17 protein-coding genes are annotated in these 16440 nt (G+C 70.6%); 6 read left to right on the forward strand and 11 right to left on the reverse strand.

Features of this window, described 5'->3' with window-relative positions; translation table 11 throughout:
- Positions 1-98: 98 nt before the first annotated feature.
- A complete protein-coding gene (locus ACX80L_RS01150) occupies positions 99-338 on the forward strand; it encodes a hypothetical protein (protein WP_133082380.1) in 240 nt (79 codons plus the stop codon).
- A gap of 69 nt (positions 339-407) precedes the next feature.
- Positions 408-1181 carry a 4'-phosphopantetheinyl transferase family protein gene (locus ACX80L_RS01155; protein WP_459287143.1) on the forward strand — a complete coding sequence of 258 codons (774 nt, stop codon included), beginning with the start codon at positions 408-410 and terminating at the stop codon, positions 1179-1181.
- Between the two features lie 61 nt (positions 1182-1242).
- On the opposite strand, the gene ACX80L_RS01160 is transcribed toward ACX80L_RS01155, so the two are convergent.
- Together ACX80L_RS01160 and ACX80L_RS01165 are read right to left on the reverse strand one after the other, a co-directional pair.
- Complete coding sequence (locus ACX80L_RS01160) at positions 1243-2610, reverse strand: M1 family metallopeptidase (protein WP_459287145.1); 1368 nt, start codon at positions 2608-2610, stop codon at positions 1243-1245.
- Positions 2607-6596 carry a Pls/PosA family non-ribosomal peptide synthetase gene (locus tag ACX80L_RS01165; RefSeq protein WP_459287147.1) on the reverse strand — a complete coding sequence of 1330 codons (3990 nt, stop codon included), beginning with the start codon at positions 6594-6596 and terminating at the stop codon, positions 2607-2609. Before ACX80L_RS01165 ends, ACX80L_RS01160 begins: the two co-directional genes overlap by 4 nt.
- Before the next feature lie 86 nt (positions 6597-6682).
- Here ACX80L_RS01165 and ACX80L_RS01170 point away from each other — a divergent pair, with 86 nt between their 5' ends.
- The 3 genes from ACX80L_RS01170 to asd all read left to right on the forward strand — a co-directional run bounded on the left by ACX80L_RS01170 (position 6683) and on the right by asd (position 9241).
- Entirely contained in the window at positions 6683-7462 is a 780-nt protein-coding gene (locus tag ACX80L_RS01170) for a thymidylate synthase (RefSeq protein WP_459288061.1), read from the forward strand.
- A complete protein-coding gene (locus ACX80L_RS01175) occupies positions 7459-8022 on the forward strand; it encodes a dihydrofolate reductase (protein ID WP_459267194.1) in 564 nt (187 codons plus the stop codon). Before ACX80L_RS01170 ends, ACX80L_RS01175 begins: the two co-directional genes overlap by 4 nt.
- 79 nt (positions 8023-8101) lie before the next feature.
- Positions 8102-9241, forward strand: coding sequence for an aspartate-semialdehyde dehydrogenase (gene asd / locus ACX80L_RS01180; RefSeq protein WP_459287149.1), 1140 nt, complete (start codon positions 8102-8104; stop codon positions 9239-9241).
- On the opposite strand, the gene ACX80L_RS01185 is transcribed toward asd, so the two are convergent.
- Complete coding sequence (locus ACX80L_RS01185; RefSeq protein ID WP_459287151.1) at positions 9238-10035, reverse strand: ANTAR domain-containing protein; 798 nt, start codon at positions 10033-10035, stop codon at positions 9238-9240. The two genes, asd and ACX80L_RS01185, sit on opposite strands and share 4 nt — an antisense overlap.
- A 167-nt stretch (positions 10036-10202) precedes the next feature.
- On the opposite strand from ACX80L_RS01185, the gene ACX80L_RS01190 reads away from it, so the two are divergent.
- Positions 10203-10631 (forward strand): hypothetical protein, encoded by a 429-nt coding sequence (locus ACX80L_RS01190; RefSeq protein WP_459287153.1) that lies wholly within the window; start codon positions 10203-10205, stop codon positions 10629-10631.
- Positions 10632-10667: 36 nt separating this feature from the next.
- On the opposite strand, the gene ACX80L_RS01195 is transcribed toward ACX80L_RS01190, so the two are convergent.
- From ACX80L_RS01195 to ACX80L_RS01230, 8 genes are all read right to left on the reverse strand, one after another.
- Positions 10668-11747 (reverse strand): UDP-N-acetylmuramate dehydrogenase, encoded by a 1080-nt coding sequence (locus tag ACX80L_RS01195; RefSeq protein WP_459288063.1) that lies wholly within the window; start codon positions 11745-11747, stop codon positions 10668-10670.
- 8 nt (positions 11748-11755) lie between these two features.
- Positions 11756-12196 (reverse strand): MaoC family dehydratase, encoded by a 441-nt coding sequence (locus ACX80L_RS01200; protein WP_459287155.1) that lies wholly within the window; start codon positions 12194-12196, stop codon positions 11756-11758.
- A 2-nt stretch (positions 12197-12198) separates the two neighbouring features.
- Positions 12199-12648, reverse strand: a complete 450-nt coding sequence (locus ACX80L_RS01205) for an FAS1-like dehydratase domain-containing protein (RefSeq protein WP_133082370.1) — start codon at positions 12646-12648, stop codon at positions 12199-12201.
- A gap of 70 nt (positions 12649-12718) precedes the next feature.
- Entirely contained in the window at positions 12719-12949 is a 231-nt protein-coding gene (locus ACX80L_RS01210) for a hypothetical protein (RefSeq protein ID WP_133082369.1), read from the reverse strand.
- A 35-nt stretch (positions 12950-12984) separates the two neighbouring features.
- On the reverse strand, positions 12985-13959 hold the full coding sequence (locus ACX80L_RS01215) for a DUF2797 domain-containing protein (protein ID WP_133082368.1): 975 nt from the start codon (positions 13957-13959) through the stop codon (positions 12985-12987).
- A 43-nt stretch (positions 13960-14002) separates the two neighbouring features.
- Positions 14003-15052 (reverse strand): ATP-dependent DNA ligase, encoded by a 1050-nt coding sequence (locus ACX80L_RS01220; protein WP_459287158.1) that lies wholly within the window; start codon positions 15050-15052, stop codon positions 14003-14005.
- Positions 15053-15125: 73 nt separating this feature from the next.
- Positions 15126-15692: a type 1 glutamine amidotransferase domain-containing protein gene (locus ACX80L_RS01225; protein WP_459267201.1), complete on the reverse strand. Its 567-nt coding sequence runs from the start codon at positions 15690-15692 to the stop codon at positions 15126-15128.
- Positions 15693-15790: 98 nt separating this feature from the next.
- Positions 15791-16375, reverse strand: a complete 585-nt coding sequence (locus ACX80L_RS01230) for a helix-turn-helix domain-containing protein (protein WP_459287160.1) — start codon at positions 16373-16375, stop codon at positions 15791-15793.
- Positions 16376-16440: the final 65 nt, after the last annotated feature.

Consider the following 16440-nt stretch of genomic DNA (forward strand, 5'->3'; position numbering starts at 1 on the left):
CGATTCACCACTTCCGGCGCCGCCGTTCATGCCGCGTTCACCCCCCGGGTCTACCGTGAGGTGCTCCTGCAGGATCCAGCACCGAGGACGGGACGGACATGGCTGATGTGAAGGGGCTCATACGGGGGCTCGCACCGCACGAGATCGATCAGATCCACAGGATCGGGCCTGCCGGGCGCCTGACTCCGAAGCTCCTGCACGCCATCGACCGGGCCGCCGGCGGCCCGGGTGAGGGCCGCGGCTACTACGTGTACGGCAGCTCCGCGGGGACGGATCGACCCCGACCGTTCGTGCTGCGCGAGGACGTGTGCGCCGAACTGTTCGGCGTCCGCCACTAGGCACGACCTGCGGCGTACGACCCTCCGGTGGTCCTGCGGGACGTGCATCCCCCGGGAGAGGATAGCGGGATGACGTCCCCCCACGAGCCGCTGGATACAGGAGCCGCACCAGGCGGACCGACGGCCGGCGTCCTGCTCCGGCTGCAGGTCGGCCCGCTAAGCCACGGCCCGGGGAGCCACGGTCCGGGATCCGGGCTCCCTCCGGTCGACGTCATGGCGGGCCTCCTCGACGACACCGAACGTGCACGCGCTGCGCGAGTGGTCGACACGGATGTCTCAGGGCCCTTCGTCGCCGGACGGTACCTGCTGCGCACTCTGGCCGCCGAGCTGCTCGGCGTGGAGGCCCGCCGTCTCACCTCGAGCTTCACCTGCCCCCGGTGCACCCCGGCGGGCGGGTCCGATCACGGCCGGCCGGGGTACCTGCTCGACGGCGAACGCCTGCCCGTGGCGCTCAGCCTGTCCCGCGCCGGTCGGGTGATCCTGCTCGCGGGCCTGGACCTGCGTGGCTCCGTCCGCGACCCGAGTGCCGGCATCGGCGTGGACCTGGAGCGGGTCGCGGATGTGGGGTTCGACGGGTTCGACGACGTCGCCCTCACGCCTGCGGAACGGCGCTCCCTGCGGGGGTTGTCCGTGCCGCGCCGGCCTGCGGCACGGGCTCGCCTGTGGTCGCGGAAAGAAGCCCTGGTCAAAGCCCTGGGAACGGGGTTCGCCGACCGGGCTCCTGACGAGGTGGACGTGCTGATGGACGACAGGATCACCGACGTCCTGGAGGTCGGCGGGGTGCTGCTCGGAACCCTGGGCCTCGCGGCCGCCGTCGCCGTTAGTCCCCTCCCTACCGGTTAGTCCCCTCCCTACCGGTTGGTCCCCGCACGCGCCGGGCAGCACCGGGTCCGGCCCGCAGGCGTCACAGGGCGGGGAGGTCCTCGGCGAACAGCCAGGGTGCCAGCAGCGCTCCGACGTCGATGCCCTGCAGGGTGCGGGTGGCGAAGGCGAAGAAGTCCGGCGTGGTCACGGACCCGAACCGGTACTCCTCCGACCACGCGCGCAGGAGTCCGAAGAACGCGTCGTCACCGGCGGCCCTCCTCAGCGCGTGCAATGCCAGCGCGCCTCGCTTGTACACGCGGTCGTCGAACATGTCGGAGGCACCCGGATCACCGATGGTGAGGTCCTGCGGTTCCCGGGTGAGGCGCTGGTGCGTGAACAGCGCGCGGGCGTCCGCCGTCGTCGATCCGCCGGCCTCGGACCACAGCCACTCGGCATAGCAGGCGAAGCCCTCGTGCAGCCAGATGTCCTGCCACCGGGCGGCTGTGACGGCGTTGCCGAACCACTGGTGCGCCAGTTCGTGGGCGATCAGCCGCTGCGCCTCCCAGTCCTGGTCGAGGTGGTTGCGGCCGATGATGGAGAGCGTCTGCGCCTCGAGGGGGATCTCCAGCTCGTCGTCCGCGACGACCACGAGGTACTGGGGAAAGGGGTACGGCCCGAAGTGCCGCTCGAAGGCCGTCATCATCTCATGATGGCGGGCCAGCGAGGCCCTGGCGGCGGGCACGAGCGACGGCGGGACGGCGGCGTACTGCGGCACCGGCTGTGCAGGATCGCGCGGCACTGCGTGTGCGGGAAGCCCGACGGCGGGCCGTGCCGGGTCGTTCAGCGCCACGAGCTCGTAGCGCCCGATCTGGACGGTCGCGAGGTAGGTGGCCATTGGCTCCGCCTGCTCGTAGACCCACGTGGTCCGACTGGACTTGGCGATCCGCGAGACGAGCACACCGTTGCAGACGGCGCGGTAGCCGGCGTCGGTGGTCACCGTGAACCGGTAGCGGGCCTTCCAGGACGGGTGGTCGTTGCACGGGAACCAGGACGGCGCTCCGGTGGGCTGCCCGGCCACGAGGACGCCGTCGGTCAGTTCCTCCCACCCGACCTCGCCCCAGGTACCGGAGATCGGCTCGGGGTTGCCTTCGTAGCGGATGTCGAGCCTGAACTCGGCGTCGTCGGGCACCGGGTCGCGGAACCCGATCACGAGCTTGCCGGCGCGATCCTTGAAGGAGCGCACCCGCACGGTATCGGACGTGACCTTCGTGGTGCGCAGTCCGCTGAGGTCCAGCTCGAGCTCCCGCAACTCGTGCTGGGCGGTCATCGTCAGGACGGCACGGCCGGACAACCGGTTGCTGGCGAGCCTGTAGTCGAGGGTCAGGTCGTAGTGCCCCACCCGGTAGGAGGTGCTGCCGTTGGCCGGCGTGTACGGGTCCGGTGAGCAGGCCTCTGCGTCACCGCTCACGCACCGTCCCCCGGACCCGACCACGAGCTGACGGGATTACCCATCCAGTAGCTCCCCGCGGGGACGGTCTCGCCGCGCATCACGAGCGACGCGGGGCCGACCGTGCCGCCCGCGGCGATGTCCGCAGCGGGAAGGATCACACTGTGCGGGCCGAGGGTCGCGCCTGCGGCGAGCTCGACGGTGTCCATGCTCATGATCCTGTCATGGAAGAGATGCGTCTGCACGACGCAGCCACGGTTGACCGTCGAACCGTCGCCGAGCGTCACGAGGTCCGCCTCCGGCAGCCAGTAGCTCTCGCACCAGACACCGCGTCCGATCCGCGCGCCGAGCGCCCGCAACCACCAGACCAGCGCCGGGGTACCGCTGGCGGCACGGGCGAACCATGGCGCGCTCACGCTCTCGACGAAGGTGTCCACGACCTCGTTGCGCCAGATGAAGGAACTCCACAGGGGATGCTCGGCCGCCTGGATCCGCCCGACCAGCAGCCACTTCGCGGCGACGGCGCTGCCGGCCGCGACGGCGCCGAGCATCATGAAGACCACGCCGCTCAGCAGCGCCGCCACCGGATACCCGCCCCGGAGGGCGAGTGCGTCGAAGATGACGAGCGCGCCCGCCGCGATCATCACGGTGAGGATGACCGGCACCACGCGGCACAGTTCCCAGAAGGCCCGGGCAGCCTTGAGCCTCCGCGGAGGCTGGAAGGTGCGGCTCTGATCGCCCGTCACGGCGAGCCGGCGCAGGCGCGACGGCGGACTGCCCAGCCAGGAACTGCCGGCCTTGGCCTTGGCGGGCGTGGCCGAGAGCACGGCGACGAGCGAGTTCTTGGGCACCCGCCGCCCCGCGGACGTCATGCCCGAGTTGCCGAGGAACGCGCGCCGCCCGATCTTCGCAGGAGCGATCCTGAGGTAGCCGCCGCCGAGTTCGTACGAGGCCACCATCGTGTCGTCCGCGAGGAAGGCACCCTCGTTGATCGTGGTCATCCTGGGGATCAGCAGCACGGTGGAGGCCTCGACGTTCCGACCCACACGTGCCCCCAGCAGCCGGAGCCACACCGGGGTGAAGAGGCTGGCGTAGAGGGGGAAGAGGAGGTCCCGCGCCAGGTCGAGCGTGCGCTCGGTGGCCCAGATCTGCCACCCGATCCGGCTGCGCGCCGGGTAGAAACCCTCCCGCAGGCCGATTCCGAGCAACCGGACGGTTCCGAGCACGAGGACGGCGTTCCCGATGAGCCAGAGGACCGCCGCGAGGACCACGGACCCCACGAGGGACGGCCAGACCGCCGAGAGCGACGGCGCTCCCCGCAGGGCGGCCACGACCGGGAGGGCGGCGATGACGGCGGCGACGTACGGGATGAGGGCGAGGGCTCCGGATGCCGCGGCGAACCCGAGGAACGACAGGCCGGTCCGCAGCCGAGACCGCGGCGGCGGAGCATCCGGCCACCCGTGCTTCGCCCTGCCCGCCCGCGTCGCGGGCGAGCCGGAGACGAACTGTCCGGGCCCGACGGCGCCCTGGACGGCGGAACCGGGCGCCACCTCGGCGCCGGCGCCGATCCTCGCGCCCGGCATCAGGGTGCTGCGCGCACCCACCACGGCCCCGGCCCCGACGGAGACGGCCCCGATGTGGACGCGGTCGCCGTCGATCCACCAGCCCGAGAGATCGACCTCGGGTTCCACCGATGCGCCGGCGCCGAGGGTCAGGAACCCTGTGACCGGCGGGACGGAGTGGAGGCTGACGTCCGGGCCGATCCGCGCTCCGAGGGCCCGCGCGTACACCGGCACCCAGGGTGCGCTCGCGAGGCCGACCGCGCCCACGCTGTCCGAGATCTGCTCGGCCAGCCAGAGCCGGAGGTGGACCTTGCCGGAGCGCGGGTACACCCCGGGCTGAACGCCGCCGAGGAGGATACGGGCGGCCGCCGCGGACAGCGCCATGCGGCCGAGGGGACTGACGAAGACGAGCCAGGACAGTCCCACCCACCACCAGGACAGGGTGGGAGCCGCCGTCAGGAGGCCCGTGCCCCCGAGCACGTTGGCCGCGATCATCGCGTAGGTCAGCCAGCGCATCCCGGCGAGGAATTGCAGGGGGATGCCCATGACGGTCTGGAAGACCTGCGACCTGGTCGTGGTGCGCCGCACGGTCCGCGGTGGTGCGGGAGACCGCTCGCCGCCGTCGCCCGTCCCCGCGGCGAAGGCGGCGAGCGCGCCGAGCCGTGGGTGGGCGTAGACGTCCGCCACGGTGATGACCGGGTACCTCGAGCGGATGAGCGACACGAGCCGCGCAGCCGCGAGGGACCCACCGCCGTGCAGGAAGAAGTCGGCGTCCTCGTCCGCCGGCACCGAGCCGAGGACTGCCGCCCACTGGTCGGCTATCCACTGCACGCGCGGGTCGAGACCCCGCGGATCCCCGGGTTCCCCGACACCGGGGAGGGGCCACGGCAGGGCGTTCCGGTCCACCTTGCCGCTCGTCTTGGTCGGCAGCGAGCCGGCGAGGGTCAGCAGCGGTACCAGCGCCGCGGGAAGGCGCTCCGCGAGGAGGTCCCGCAGCTCAGGGAGATCGGGCTCGGGTCCGGCCGCCACCAGATAGCCGACCAGCAGCTGGTTGCCCGATGGCGTCGACTGCACCGCGGCGGCGGCCGCGGAGATCCCGGGGAGGGACTGGAGCGCAGCGTCCACCTCCCCGAGCTCGATGCGTCGGCCCCCGAGCTTGACCTGGTCGTCCGCGCGCCCCACGAAGACGAGTCCGGCGGCCTGCAGCCGGACGAGGTCTCCGGAGCGGTAGGCGCGGTCCCAGCCGAGCGTGGGCATCGGCGCGTATTTCTCGGCGTCCTTCCCGGGGTCCAGGTAACGGGCCAGGCCCACTCCCCCGATGATGAGCTCGCCCGTGCCGTCCTCCCGCACCGGCACGCCGGACTCGTCCACGACGGCGAGGTCCCAGCCGTCCAGTGGCAGGCCGATGCGCACCGGCCCGTCCCCGCCCAGGCGTGCTGCACACGCGACGACGGTCGCCTCGGTGGGTCCGTAGGTGTTCCACACCTCACGGTCGTGCACGGCGAGGCGCTGCGCGAGTTCCGGCGGGCAGGCCTCGCCGCCGAAGATCAGGAGCCGCACGTTCTCGAGGGATTCCGATGGCCACAGGGCGGCGAGCGTGGGCACCGTGGACACGACGGTGATGCCGCGCGCTATCAGCCAGGGACCGAGGTCGACGCCGGTCCGGACGAGCGCTCGGGGCGCGGGCACAAGGCACGCGCCGTGCCGCCACGCCAGCCACATCTCCTCGCACGAGGCATCGAAGGCCACGGACAAGCCCGCGAGCACACGGTCCGCGGGACCGATCGGTTCGCGCTGCAGGAAGAGGCGTGCTTCCGCGTCGACGAAGGCGGCCGCCGAGCGGTGCGTGACAGCCACGCCCTTCGGCGTCCCCGTGGAGCCGGACGTGAAGATGATCCAGGCGTCGTCGTCCGGCGTCGGAGCCCCCGACCCAGCCGGGCGCCCGCCGGTCGCCGCTCCTCGCCTGCCCGGCCCTCCGGTCAGGGACAGCCCCTGCCCGACGACGACGGCGGCACGTGACTCCGCGAAGACCACGCGGGCGCGCTCGTCGGGGTCGTCGGCGTCGACCGGCACATAGGCCGCACCCGCGACGAGGATGCCGAGGATCGCGATGTAGAGCTCGTTGGTCCCCGACGGGATGCGCACCCCCACGGTGTCGCCCCGCTTCACCCCGGCGACGTGCAGCGTCGCCGCGAATCCTTCCGCGGCACCGACGAGCTCCGCATAGCTGAGATCCGAGGTCCCGTCGTCGAGCGCCGACGCATCGGGGTGCTGTGCGGCCGTCGAACGCAGGATGTCGAGAAGGGTACGGGGTGCCGGCGCGAGCGCCGACGCCGCGAACTGTGCGGGGTAGGGCGCGGCGGTGGCCCCGGGCGGGGGTATGGTCACGGGTGGAGTCTTCCGTCGGAAGGTGAACGGAAGGTGTCGTGCATGGTGCCCCTCCATTGTTCCGGCGAACTCTACCGGCGCCTAGACTTGGTCGGGTGAGCACCCCCATCCCCACCCCCTATGAGGATCTGCTGCGCGACGTGATGGCCAACGGCGCGGCGAAGAGCGACCGGACGGGCACCGGGACACGCAGCGTCTTCGGCCGGCAGCTCCGCTTCGACCTGAGCGAGTCCTTCCCGCTCATCACCACCAAGCGCGTGCACTTCAAGTCGGTGGCACTCGAACTGCTCTGGTTCCTGCGCGGCGATTCGAACGTCCGCTGGCTCCAGGAACGCGGCGTCTCGATCTGGAACGAGTGGGCGGACGACGACGGCGAGCTGGGACCGGTCTACGGCGTCCAGTGGCGCTCGTGGCCCACCCCGGACGGTGGACACATCGACCAGATCGCCCAGGTGGTCGAGGCCCTGAAGAGCAACCCGGATTCCCGCCGCCATCTCGTGTCCGCGTGGAACGTCTCCGAGATCGCCGACATGGCGCTGCCGCCGTGCCACGTGTTCTTCCAGTTCTACGTGAGCCCCGGCACGGACGACGGCCCGGGGAAGCTCTCCTGCCAGCTGTACCAGCGGTCCGCCGACACCTTCCTCGGCGTGCCGTTCAACATCGCCTCCTACGCGCTGCTCACCCTGATGATGGCGCAGCAGACCGGCCTCGAGCCCGGGGAGTTCATCTGGACCGGTGGCGACGTGCACGTGTACGACAACCACGTCGAACAGGTCGCCGAGCAGCTGTCCCGGGAGCCGTACCCGTACCCGCGGATCGAGCTGAAACGCACGCCGGCCAGCATCTTCGACTACACCCTGGAGGACTTCGACGTGGTCGACTACCAGCACCACCCCACCATCAAGGCCCCGGTGGCGGTATGAGCGGCACCCCCTCGCCGTCCACCCTCGGCGTGCGCGACGCCGTCGGGTCGCACCCCGTGATCGGCATGATCTGGGCGCAGACCGAGAACGGCGTGATCGGCAGGGACGGCGGCATCCCCTGGCACGTGCCGGAGGACATGGCCCACTTCAGGGCGACCACCACGGGTCATCCGGTCATCATGGGCCGCCGCACGTGGGAGTCCTTCCCCGAGAAGTTTCGGCCCCTGCCGGACCGCACGAACATCGTCCTCTCCCGCTCCGGCACGGATCTGCCGGGCGCCGTCGTCGTCGATTCGCTGGACGCCGCCCTCGAAGCGGCACAGGCCGGACCGGGCGCCGAGGAGATCTGGATCATCGGCGGCGGGCGGGTCTACGCAGAGGCCATGGACCGGGCGAACGCCGCCCTCGTCACCGTCGTCGAGTCCACCGCGGAGGGTGACACCGTCGCTCCGGCCCTCGGTGCCGACTGGACCCTCGCGGCGCTGAGCCCCGAGTCCGGCTGGTTCGAGTCCTCGGGCGGGACCCGGTACCGCATCAGTCTCTGGACGAAGCAGGGCTGAACCCGCGGCCCGGCCCGCCTCAGGGAGGTGCCGGTCACAAAGCGCGGTCCGCAGGACCTCCGCGGCTAAACTGGAGGGCATGACTTCAGCACCCGACAGCCCAGCCCTGCCCTCCGTCGGATTCGTGGGCTGGCGCGGCATGGTGGGCTCGGTCCTCATGCAGCGGCTCCAGGACGAGGGCGACTTCGCCCGCATCAATCCTGTGTTCTTCTCGACATCGGCCGCGGGCGGTGCCGCACCGTCGTTCGCCGACGGCTCCGGCACCCTGCAGGACGCATACGACGTCGGGACGCTCGCCAAGCTGCCCATCATCGTGACGGCACAGGGCGGCGACTACACGTCCGAGGTCTACCCGAAGCTGCGCGACGCCGGGTGGTCGGGGCTGTGGCTCGACGCCGCGTCCACCCTGCGCATGGAGCAGGACAGCGTGATCGTCCTCGACCCCGTCAACCGGTCGGCCATCGACGCCGGACTCGCGAACGGTGTCCGCGACTTCATCGGCGGCAACTGCACGGTCTCCTGCATGCTCATGGGGCTGGGCGGACTCTTCCGCAACGGCCTCGTGGAGTGGGGCACCTCGATGACGTACCAGGCGGCCTCCGGCGGCGGCGCCCGCCACATGCGCGAACTCCTCAACCAGTTCGGGGCCCTCCATGGCACCGTCGCCCTGAACCTCGATGATCCCGCCTCGGCGATCCTCGACATCGACCGGGCGATCCTCGCCAAGCAGCGGCACCCGAGCCTCGAGGCCACGCAGTTCGGCGTGCCCCTGGCCGGATCGGTCATCCCCTGGATCGACAGCGACCTCGGCAACGGCCAGTCCAAGGAGGAGTGGAAGGCCGGTGCGGAGACCAACAAGATCCTCGGCACCGACACCCCCATCCCCTTCGACGGCCTGTGCGTCCGCGTGGGCGCCATGCGCTCGCACTCGCAGGCCCTCACCCTGAAGCTGACGCAGGACCTGCCCGTGAGCGAGATCGAGTCGATCATCGCTGCGGACAACGAGTGGGTGCGGGTCATCCCGAACACGAAGACGGACACCCTCGCGGGGCTGACCCCGGTCGCGGCGACGGGGTCGCTGGACATCCCGGTGGGCCGCATCCGCAAGCTCGAGATGGGCCCGGACTACATCAGCGCCTTCACGGTGGGCGACCAGCTGCTGTGGGGTGCGGCCGAGCCGCTGCGCCGGATGCTGATGATCGCCACCGGAAACCTCTAGCCCTCGGCGTCCGCCCCTGCTGCCCGTGTTGAAGCGGGCGCGGACGCCTGGTAGATCAGGGCCCTCGCCACGTCCCGGATCCGCACGTTGCTATCATTGGACATCTGTTTGAGGCGCAGGAACGCCTCCTCGCTGCCACACCGGTGACGACCCATGAGGATTCCCTTCGCCTGGTCGATCACACCCCGGGACGTCAGTGCCTCCTGGAGCTGCTCCACCTCCCTGCGGGCCGAGTGGTAGAGGCTCGAATGCGCCATGGCCGTGGTGGCGTACTCCACGAACCGGCGTGAGGTCTCGGCCGAGCTCTCCGCCGGCGGCTGCTCCAGATACCCGAGGATCCTGACGAGGTCGTCCCGGTAGTCGGTCACGTCCTCCACCTGTTGCAGGACGGCGACGAGCGTACCGTCCTCGTCGAGAACGGGGATGTTGACCGGGCTCCAGTAGCGTTCGAGGAACGCGCCGGGCCGCGTCGGGTCGGGGATGTCGTAGCGGTGGATGTGCAGGCTGTCCCGCTGCCCGGTGGAGATCACCCGCTCGAGGGACTGGCGCATGGTCCGGGCGGGGGCGTCATCGGTCTGTCCCGGGTTCTCGGGGAAGACCTCGAAGGCCTGGCGGCCGACCAGCTGGTCCCGGCTGATACGCGTCGATTCCGTGAACGCCGCGTTGACGTCGAGGATGACGAAGTCGAGATCCATCAGGGAATAGCCCGAGGTGGACGCCTCGAAGGCACTCTCCCGCAGGGACCTCGCCGAACCGTCCGGTCCTCGGCGCGTGACGTGTCGCTGTTCCGTCATTCGTATCCTTGTCGCTCACAACGGTTCCGCAGCAGGCCATGACGCTGCGATCGTTCGAATGGACAATCGTATCCACTGCCCCCGACATCCTGCGGGCACATCCGGCGGGTATCCCGTGCTTCCATCCCGGGTGGGAAAAGGTCGGAGGGTCGCGGCAGGATGGGCGCATGGATCCCGTGAACGCAGACACCATCCTCCGGCGCTTCTTCGCCGCGAGCGGCCACACGCGCCATCCGGAGAGCCTGCTGCGGTACGAGCGGGTCCAGTGCCACCTCCGGGACTACCTCGAGACGGTCGCGGCCAGCCGGCTGGAACGGGTCGACCAGGAGTTGCTGGCCCTCGAGCGCCAGTTCGGGACCACGGAACCCTATGTGCGGGTCATGGGCGCGCAGCAACTGCTGCACGCACTGCCGGAGTTCCTGTCGCCTCCCCAGCTCCTGCCGGATTTCCACGACCGCCTCGCCCAGATCAGCGTCGCATCCCGCCTGGCGCAGTGGCTGTGCTCACGGCGGCTCGTGGCGCGCGAGGACAGCCGGAGGGACCTCGTCCTGACCCGCGCTGCCGCCGAGCAGGCCCGCCGCTCCCCCGCGCTGTAGGACTGCGGGAACGCACGCCGCTGGGCGGGGAATCCGCTAGAGGGAGCAGTTGATGAGCAGCGGCTCGGGTTCCAGGCGGATGCCGAACGTCCGTTCGACGCCGTCGCGCACGAGGCGCGCGACCGCCAGGAGGTCCGACGCCGCGGCGCCGCCCCGGTTGGTGAGGGCAAGGGTGTGCTTGGTCGACAGGGAGGCGCGTCCACCCGCGGCGGCGCGGCCGTCGTCGTCGGCGAGGCCGAAGCCCTTGGCGAAGCCCGCGTGCTCGATCAGCCAGGCCGCGCTGAGCTTGACCCGGCCCTCCTCGCCGGACGGATACCGGGGAGCGTCCTGCGGGAGTCGGTCCGCGACGGCGGAGGGGACGATCGGGTTGGTGAAGAACGATCCGGTGCTCCACGTGTCCGGGTCGGGGGCGTCGAGCACCATGCCCTTGCCGGCGCGGAGCCTGAGCACCTCCCGGCGGACGTCGTTGGCGTAGGCGCGGGCCCCTACTTCGACGCCCAGCGCCCGGGCGAGCTCCGCATAGCGGACCGGCTTGCTCATGCGCCCGAGCCCCAGCTGGAACTCGACGGCCAGCACCACGTAGCGGGGTGAACCGTTGACGGTGCTGCGTTTGAGCAGGGAGTCCCGATAGCCGAACGTCAGCTCGAAGTTGGTGAAGCTCTTGATACTGTCCGTCCCGCGGTCGTAGGTCCGGACCGTGGCGATGGTCTGCGACACGTCCGAGCCGTAGGCCCCGACGTTCTGGACGGGCGTGGCTCCGGTCGAGCCGGGGATGCCGGAGAGCGCCTCGAGCCCGGAGAAGGCGTGCATCACGGTGTACCGGACCAGATCGTCCCAGTCCTGGCCGGCCTGGACGCGCACCATGACACCGCCGCACGTGGCATCGTCGTCGTTCACCGTGAAGCCCGTGGACGTGATGTGGACGACCGTACCGTCGAAGCCGTCATCTCCGATGAGCAGGTTGGACCCGCCGCTGAGAATGAGCAGCGGGTCACCCGCGGCATCGGCGGCGCGGACGGCCTCGACGATCTCCTGCTCGGTCGAGGCCTCCACGAGCGTGCGGGCCGGGCCTCCGACGCGGGCGGTGGTGAGATCGGCGAGACGCGTGCCCGTCAGTGGCGCCGTCACGGCAGCCTCACCACGGCCTGTGCCTTCACGAGGACCTTCTGCCCGGCGGACATCACCGTGAGGTCGACCCGTGCCGTCGATTTTCCGGTGTCGATCGCGCCCACGACGCCGGTCACCTCGACGACGGCCCCCGGCTCTCCCGGCTGCGCCGTCGTGTCCTCGACGACGACCGGCTTGGTGAAGCGCGTCTGGTAGTCGACGACGGCGGCCGGATCCCCGACCCAGTCGGTGACGAGCTGCACCGCGGCTCCCATCGTGAACATGCCGTGGGCGATGACGCCGGGAAGCCCGACGCCCTCGGCGAAGGCCTGGTTCCAGTGGATGGGGTTGAGGTCGCCCGAGGCCCCGGCGTACCGCACGAGGTCCTGGCGCGTGAGGGCGATGGTGGCGGAGCCGATCTGCTGCCCGACCTCGAGTGTGGAGATGGATACCGTCATGGCTACTGGTCCTCTCCGCGCACGAGGATGGAGGACGTCGTCGTGGCCGTCGGCTCACCGTCGACGGTCGAGATCTCGGCGCGGGTCGTGATCATCGCTCCCCCGCCCATGGCCCGCACGGAGTCCACGTGCAGTGCGGCGACGAGCTGGTCCCCGGCGAGGATGGGGCGATGGTGGACGAAGCGCTGGTCGGCGTGCACGACGCGCGTGAAGTCGATACCCGCGGACGGATCGCCGATGAGCTGCGCATCGGCGCGCTGCGCCACGATGATGGCGAACGTCGGCGGAGCCACGAGGTCCGCGTGCCCGAGCGCCGCCGCGGCGTCGACGTCGTAGTGTGCCGGGTGCGTGGCCTTGACGGCCCGCGCGAAGTCGCGGATCGCCTCACGTCCCACGGAGTAGGTCTCTCCCGCGGGGTAGCTGCGCCCCTGCAGGTTCGGGTCGATGGTCATGGGTCCTCCGGTGGAAGCGGCGTGGGCAGTGGCGAAGCGAGCGGCGTCGCACCGCGCGGGAGTGGAACGGTCAGCGCAGGTCCTTCATGCGGCGTCGGACGTCGCGGGACCGGACCACCATGCCGGCGAGGTGGCACACCATGCCGACCACGATGACCGGGATGCCGGTGAGGACGAGGGCGCGCTGGTCCGTCGCGGCTCCGACGACCGCGACGAGGATGCCGATCGCCGTGGTCACCAGCGCGGAGACCACCAGCTTGCGGTACAGGTCCGAGCCGGTCTCCCAGGGCGTATTCAGCATGATCCGATTCTACTGCCGACTCCACCGGCCGCTGCTCAGAACAGTGCTTCCTGGACAGCGGGCACCGGCGTGCTGAAGGCCCCGGGCCTGATGCGCCGGCCCTTGAGCTGCGAGAGGTCCGCGACGAACAGGAGGTCGGTCCCGTCGATCGAGACCAGCGCCGACGGGCCGAGCACCTCTCCGACGGTGAAGCCGTGCCGGCCGCTGCCCAGGAACGCCGGGTACGGCTGCAGCCCGCTCCGTCCGAGGACGGCGGACCACGCCGCCGGCGGTTCGAACTCCTCGTGCACCACCTCGAAGCCGTCCAGTCCCAGGCCGCTCTCGAGCAGTCCGCGGGCCGCCAGGGCGAGACCGTCGTTCACGTGCTGGAGCTGCACAGGAGGCAGGGGTGCGCACAGCGACGCGGCCTTCGTCCCGGAGCGGACCGCCTGCTGGAGCCCGGTGCTACGGGTCACCTCGTCCTCGAGGATCCGGACGATCCGACCGTCGGCGGCGTGGGCCACGAACTGTGCGACCACCGCGCCCTGCTCCACGAGTCGGGCCCGCTTCCTCGGGTGGGATGCCGTGCCGACCTTGCTCGAGCCGTCCGCGAAGGTCGCGACGTACAGCCAGTGGGGCTGGTCGAGGTAGCGCTTGAGCCCCGCCGGAGCGATACCGGAGCGGTGGATGTCGTGCATGAACCGGACGTCGTCCTGCGCGAAGCACCGCGCGCACTGGTAGCCCCGTTCGGCGGGCGCCTGGTCCGCGCACCGCACCCAGGTCCGGTCCTCCCGGCCGTGGACCCGGTGGAACCCCAGGCAGTACCGCCCCTCCGCGGCGACCTCGTAGGCCAGCCTCGTGCCGGGCGTGAGGCGGATGTCCTGGGCGCTGTCGTCGCCGGATCCGCCATCGGCCACGGCTCCCGGCACCTCGCCGGACACCACCGTCGCCACCGCCGGCACCGTCCGGAGTGACAGGACCGGCCCCGAGGAACGCCAGTCCACGCCGCTGCAGAGGGAGACGGGATCCATACCTCCAGCCTAGACGCGGCCGCTCCCCCGTCGCCCGGGAGCGTCAGGCGAGCACTGCACTGAGGTCGTAGGCGGCGGGGACGTCGAGCTGCCCGAAGGTGCAGGAGCGTGCTTCGCGGTCCGGCCGCCACCGCTCGAACTGGACGGTGTGCCGGAAGCGGTCGCCCTCCATCTGGTCGTATCGCACCTCGACCACGCGCCGGGGGTGCAACCGGATGTAGGAGACGTCCCTGGCCGAGGCGAAGCGGCTGCGCTCGGTCTCGCCCCGTTCGATCTCCCCGGCCGCGTCGCGCATCACCTCGGGTTCGAGCTCCTCGACGAGTTCGAGCCGCCGCCTGTCCGAGAACGCCGAGATGCCGCCGACGTTGCGGAGTCCGCCGCCGTCGTCGTACAGGCCGAGCAGCAGGGAGCCGACGCCCGAGCCGGACTTGTGCACCCGGTATCCGAGTACCACCACGTCCGCGCTGCGGTGGTGCTTCACCTTGAGCATCAGCCGCTTGTTCGGTCCGTACGCGGCCGTGAGGGGTTTGGCCACGACGCCGTCGAGGCCCGCGCCCTCGAACTCGACGAGCCAGCGCCGTGCCAGGTCGACGTCGCGCGTGACCTGCGACAGGTGGACCGGTGCGGAGAAGGACTCGCCCACACCCTCCAGCGCCTTCCGCCGCTCACCGAAGGGGACATCCGTCAGGTCCCGGTCGTCGATCGCGAGGAGGTCGAACGCCACGAAGGACGACGGCGTCTCGTGCGCCAGGAGCCGCACCCTGCTCTCCGCGGGATGGATGCGCTGGGACAGTGCCTCCCAGTCGAGCCGTTCCGCGCCCGGTTCACCCTGCCGCACCACGATCTCGCCGTCGACGACGCAGCGATCGGGCAGGTTCTCGAGCAGGGTTTCGACGAGCTCCGGGAAGTACCGGGTGAGCATCTTCGAGCCCCTGCTCCCGATCTCGCAGGTGCCGTCCTCGATCCTGACGACGGCACGGAAGCCGTCCCACTTCGGCTCGTACAGGAGCCCGCCCGGCACGCTGTCCGGGTCGGGCACGGCGATCACCGCTTTCGCGAGCATCGGCTGGACGGGGAACGGCAGGTCGGTCATACCCTGATCCTGTCGCAGAGGACCCGCGCTTGGCTATGGGCGCAGGCGCGGGTCCTTCCGGGGGCGCCCGCGGTCAGGCGGTCTGGCCCTCGTGCGGGCCTTCGGCGATCTCCTCGAGGAGCTTGTCGTTGAAGGCGTCGAGATCTCCGGGGTTCCGGCTCGTGACCAGCCCCTGGTCCACCACCACTTCCTCGTCGCTCCAGTTGGCGCCGGCGTTCTTCAGGTCGGTGGCGAGCGTGTGGTATGACGTCAGGTCGCGACCGCTGACCACTCCGGCCTCGATCAGCAGCCACGGGCCGTGGCAGATGGATGCGACGGGCTTGTGCTGTTCGAAGAACGCCCGGGTGAAGGCCTGGGCGTCCTTGTCGACCCGCAGGAAGTCGGCATTGACCACACCGCCCGGCAGCACCAGTGCGTCGTAGTCGTCCGCCGTCGCATCGGACACGGCGAGGTCCACCTCGAACGTTTCACCCTTGTCCATGCCGTCGAAGCCCTGCAGCGACCCGGTCTTGGGCGAGACCAGCGTGGGGACGCCGCCCGCTTCCTTGACCGCGTTCCACGGGCTCGTGAGCTCGATCTGCTCCACCCCGTCGGTCAGCAGGAATGCGACCTTCTTGCCTGAGATGTCGTGTTCGGACATGCTGTTCTCCCTTGCGTAGAGCGTGGCTGTCGTACGGTGTCCAGCCTAGGAAGCGCCCTAGTGATAAGCAAGCTGAGCAATTTTCCCCATCGGCCTCGCTAGGACCGCTTGGGGCGGGCACGCACGTGCATGCGCTCGCCCTGCTGCCCGAAGAGGCTGATGAATTCGACCGATTCCCCGTCGGCGCTGGCGAACCAGTGCGGCGTGTGGGTGTCGAACTCGGCAGCCTCGCCCGGCCCGAGCACGAAGTCGTTGCTCCCGAGCACGAGCCGCAACGAGCCGTTGAGGATGTACAGCCACTCATAGCCCTCGTGCACCTGCAGATCGGGCTCCGTGCCGCGTGCGTTCCCCGCCAGCACCATCTTGTACGCCTGTACGCCACCCGGTCGCTTCGTCAGGGGGATGGCCGTGATGCCGTGGTGCTCGATCGGGCGCAGGTGGATCCGGGGATCACCGGTGGGAGGCGCCCCGACCAGGTCGTCGAGCGGGACGTTGTAGAGCTGCGCGATGGGCAGCAGGAGTTCCAGGTTGGGGCGCCGCTGGCCGGATTCGAGCCGGGACAGGGTACTGACCGACACGCCGGACGCCTCGGACACCTCGCCGAGGGTCAGGCTGCGTTCGGTACGCAGGGCCCGGAGCCGGGGTCCGACGGCGTCGAGCACTGATGTGAGGTCTGCTGCCATGGGTTCATCTTGCCATACCGGCAAAGAAGTTTGCTCATCTTGCCTCATTGCGCCGATGCTGGATT

The organism is Arthrobacter sp. MDT1-48-3 (genome assembly GCF_054511015.1).

Excerpts from the sequence above, each read along its gene's own strand:
- ACX80L_RS01205 (WP_133082370.1), bottom strand. The coding sequence starts at position 12,648 with ATGACCATCGACCCGAACCTGCAGGGGCGCAGCTACCCCGCGGGAGAG.
- ACX80L_RS01165 (WP_459287147.1), bottom strand. The coding sequence starts at position 6,596 with ATGGAGGGGCACCATGCACGACACCTTCCGTTCACCTTCCGACGGAAG.
- ACX80L_RS01215 (WP_133082368.1), bottom strand. The coding sequence starts at position 13,959 with ATGGATCCCGTCTCCCTCTGCAGCGGCGTGGACTGGCGTTCCTCGGGG.
- ACX80L_RS01210 (WP_133082369.1), bottom strand. The coding sequence starts at position 12,949 with ATGCTGAATACGCCCTGGGAGACCGGCTCGGACCTGTACCGCAAGCTG.
- ACX80L_RS01175 (WP_459267194.1), top strand. The coding sequence starts at position 7,459 with ATGAGCGGCACCCCCTCGCCGTCCACCCTCGGCGTGCGCGACGCCGTC.
- ACX80L_RS01225 (WP_459267201.1), bottom strand. The coding sequence starts at position 15,692 with ATGTCCGAACACGACATCTCAGGCAAGAAGGTCGCATTCCTGCTGACC.
- ACX80L_RS01220 (WP_459287158.1), bottom strand. The coding sequence starts at position 15,052 with ATGACCGACCTGCCGTTCCCCGTCCAGCCGATGCTCGCGAAAGCGGTG.
- ACX80L_RS01230 (WP_459287160.1), bottom strand. The coding sequence starts at position 16,375 with ATGGCAGCAGACCTCACATCAGTGCTCGACGCCGTCGGACCCCGGCTC.
- ACX80L_RS01170 (WP_459288061.1), top strand. The coding sequence starts at position 6,683 with ATGGCCAACGGCGCGGCGAAGAGCGACCGGACGGGCACCGGGACACGC.
- ACX80L_RS01150 (WP_133082380.1), top strand. The coding sequence starts at position 99 with ATGGCTGATGTGAAGGGGCTCATACGGGGGCTCGCACCGCACGAGATC.
- ACX80L_RS01190 (WP_459287153.1), top strand. The coding sequence starts at position 10,203 with ATGGATCCCGTGAACGCAGACACCATCCTCCGGCGCTTCTTCGCCGCG.
- ACX80L_RS01155 (WP_459287143.1), top strand. The coding sequence starts at position 408 with ATGACGTCCCCCCACGAGCCGCTGGATACAGGAGCCGCACCAGGCGGA.
- asd (WP_459287149.1), top strand. The coding sequence starts at position 8,102 with ATGACTTCAGCACCCGACAGCCCAGCCCTGCCCTCCGTCGGATTCGTG.
- ACX80L_RS01185 (WP_459287151.1), bottom strand. The coding sequence starts at position 10,035 with ATGACGGAACAGCGACACGTCACGCGCCGAGGACCGGACGGTTCGGCG.
- ACX80L_RS01200 (WP_459287155.1), bottom strand. The coding sequence starts at position 12,196 with ATGACGGTATCCATCTCCACACTCGAGGTCGGGCAGCAGATCGGCTCC.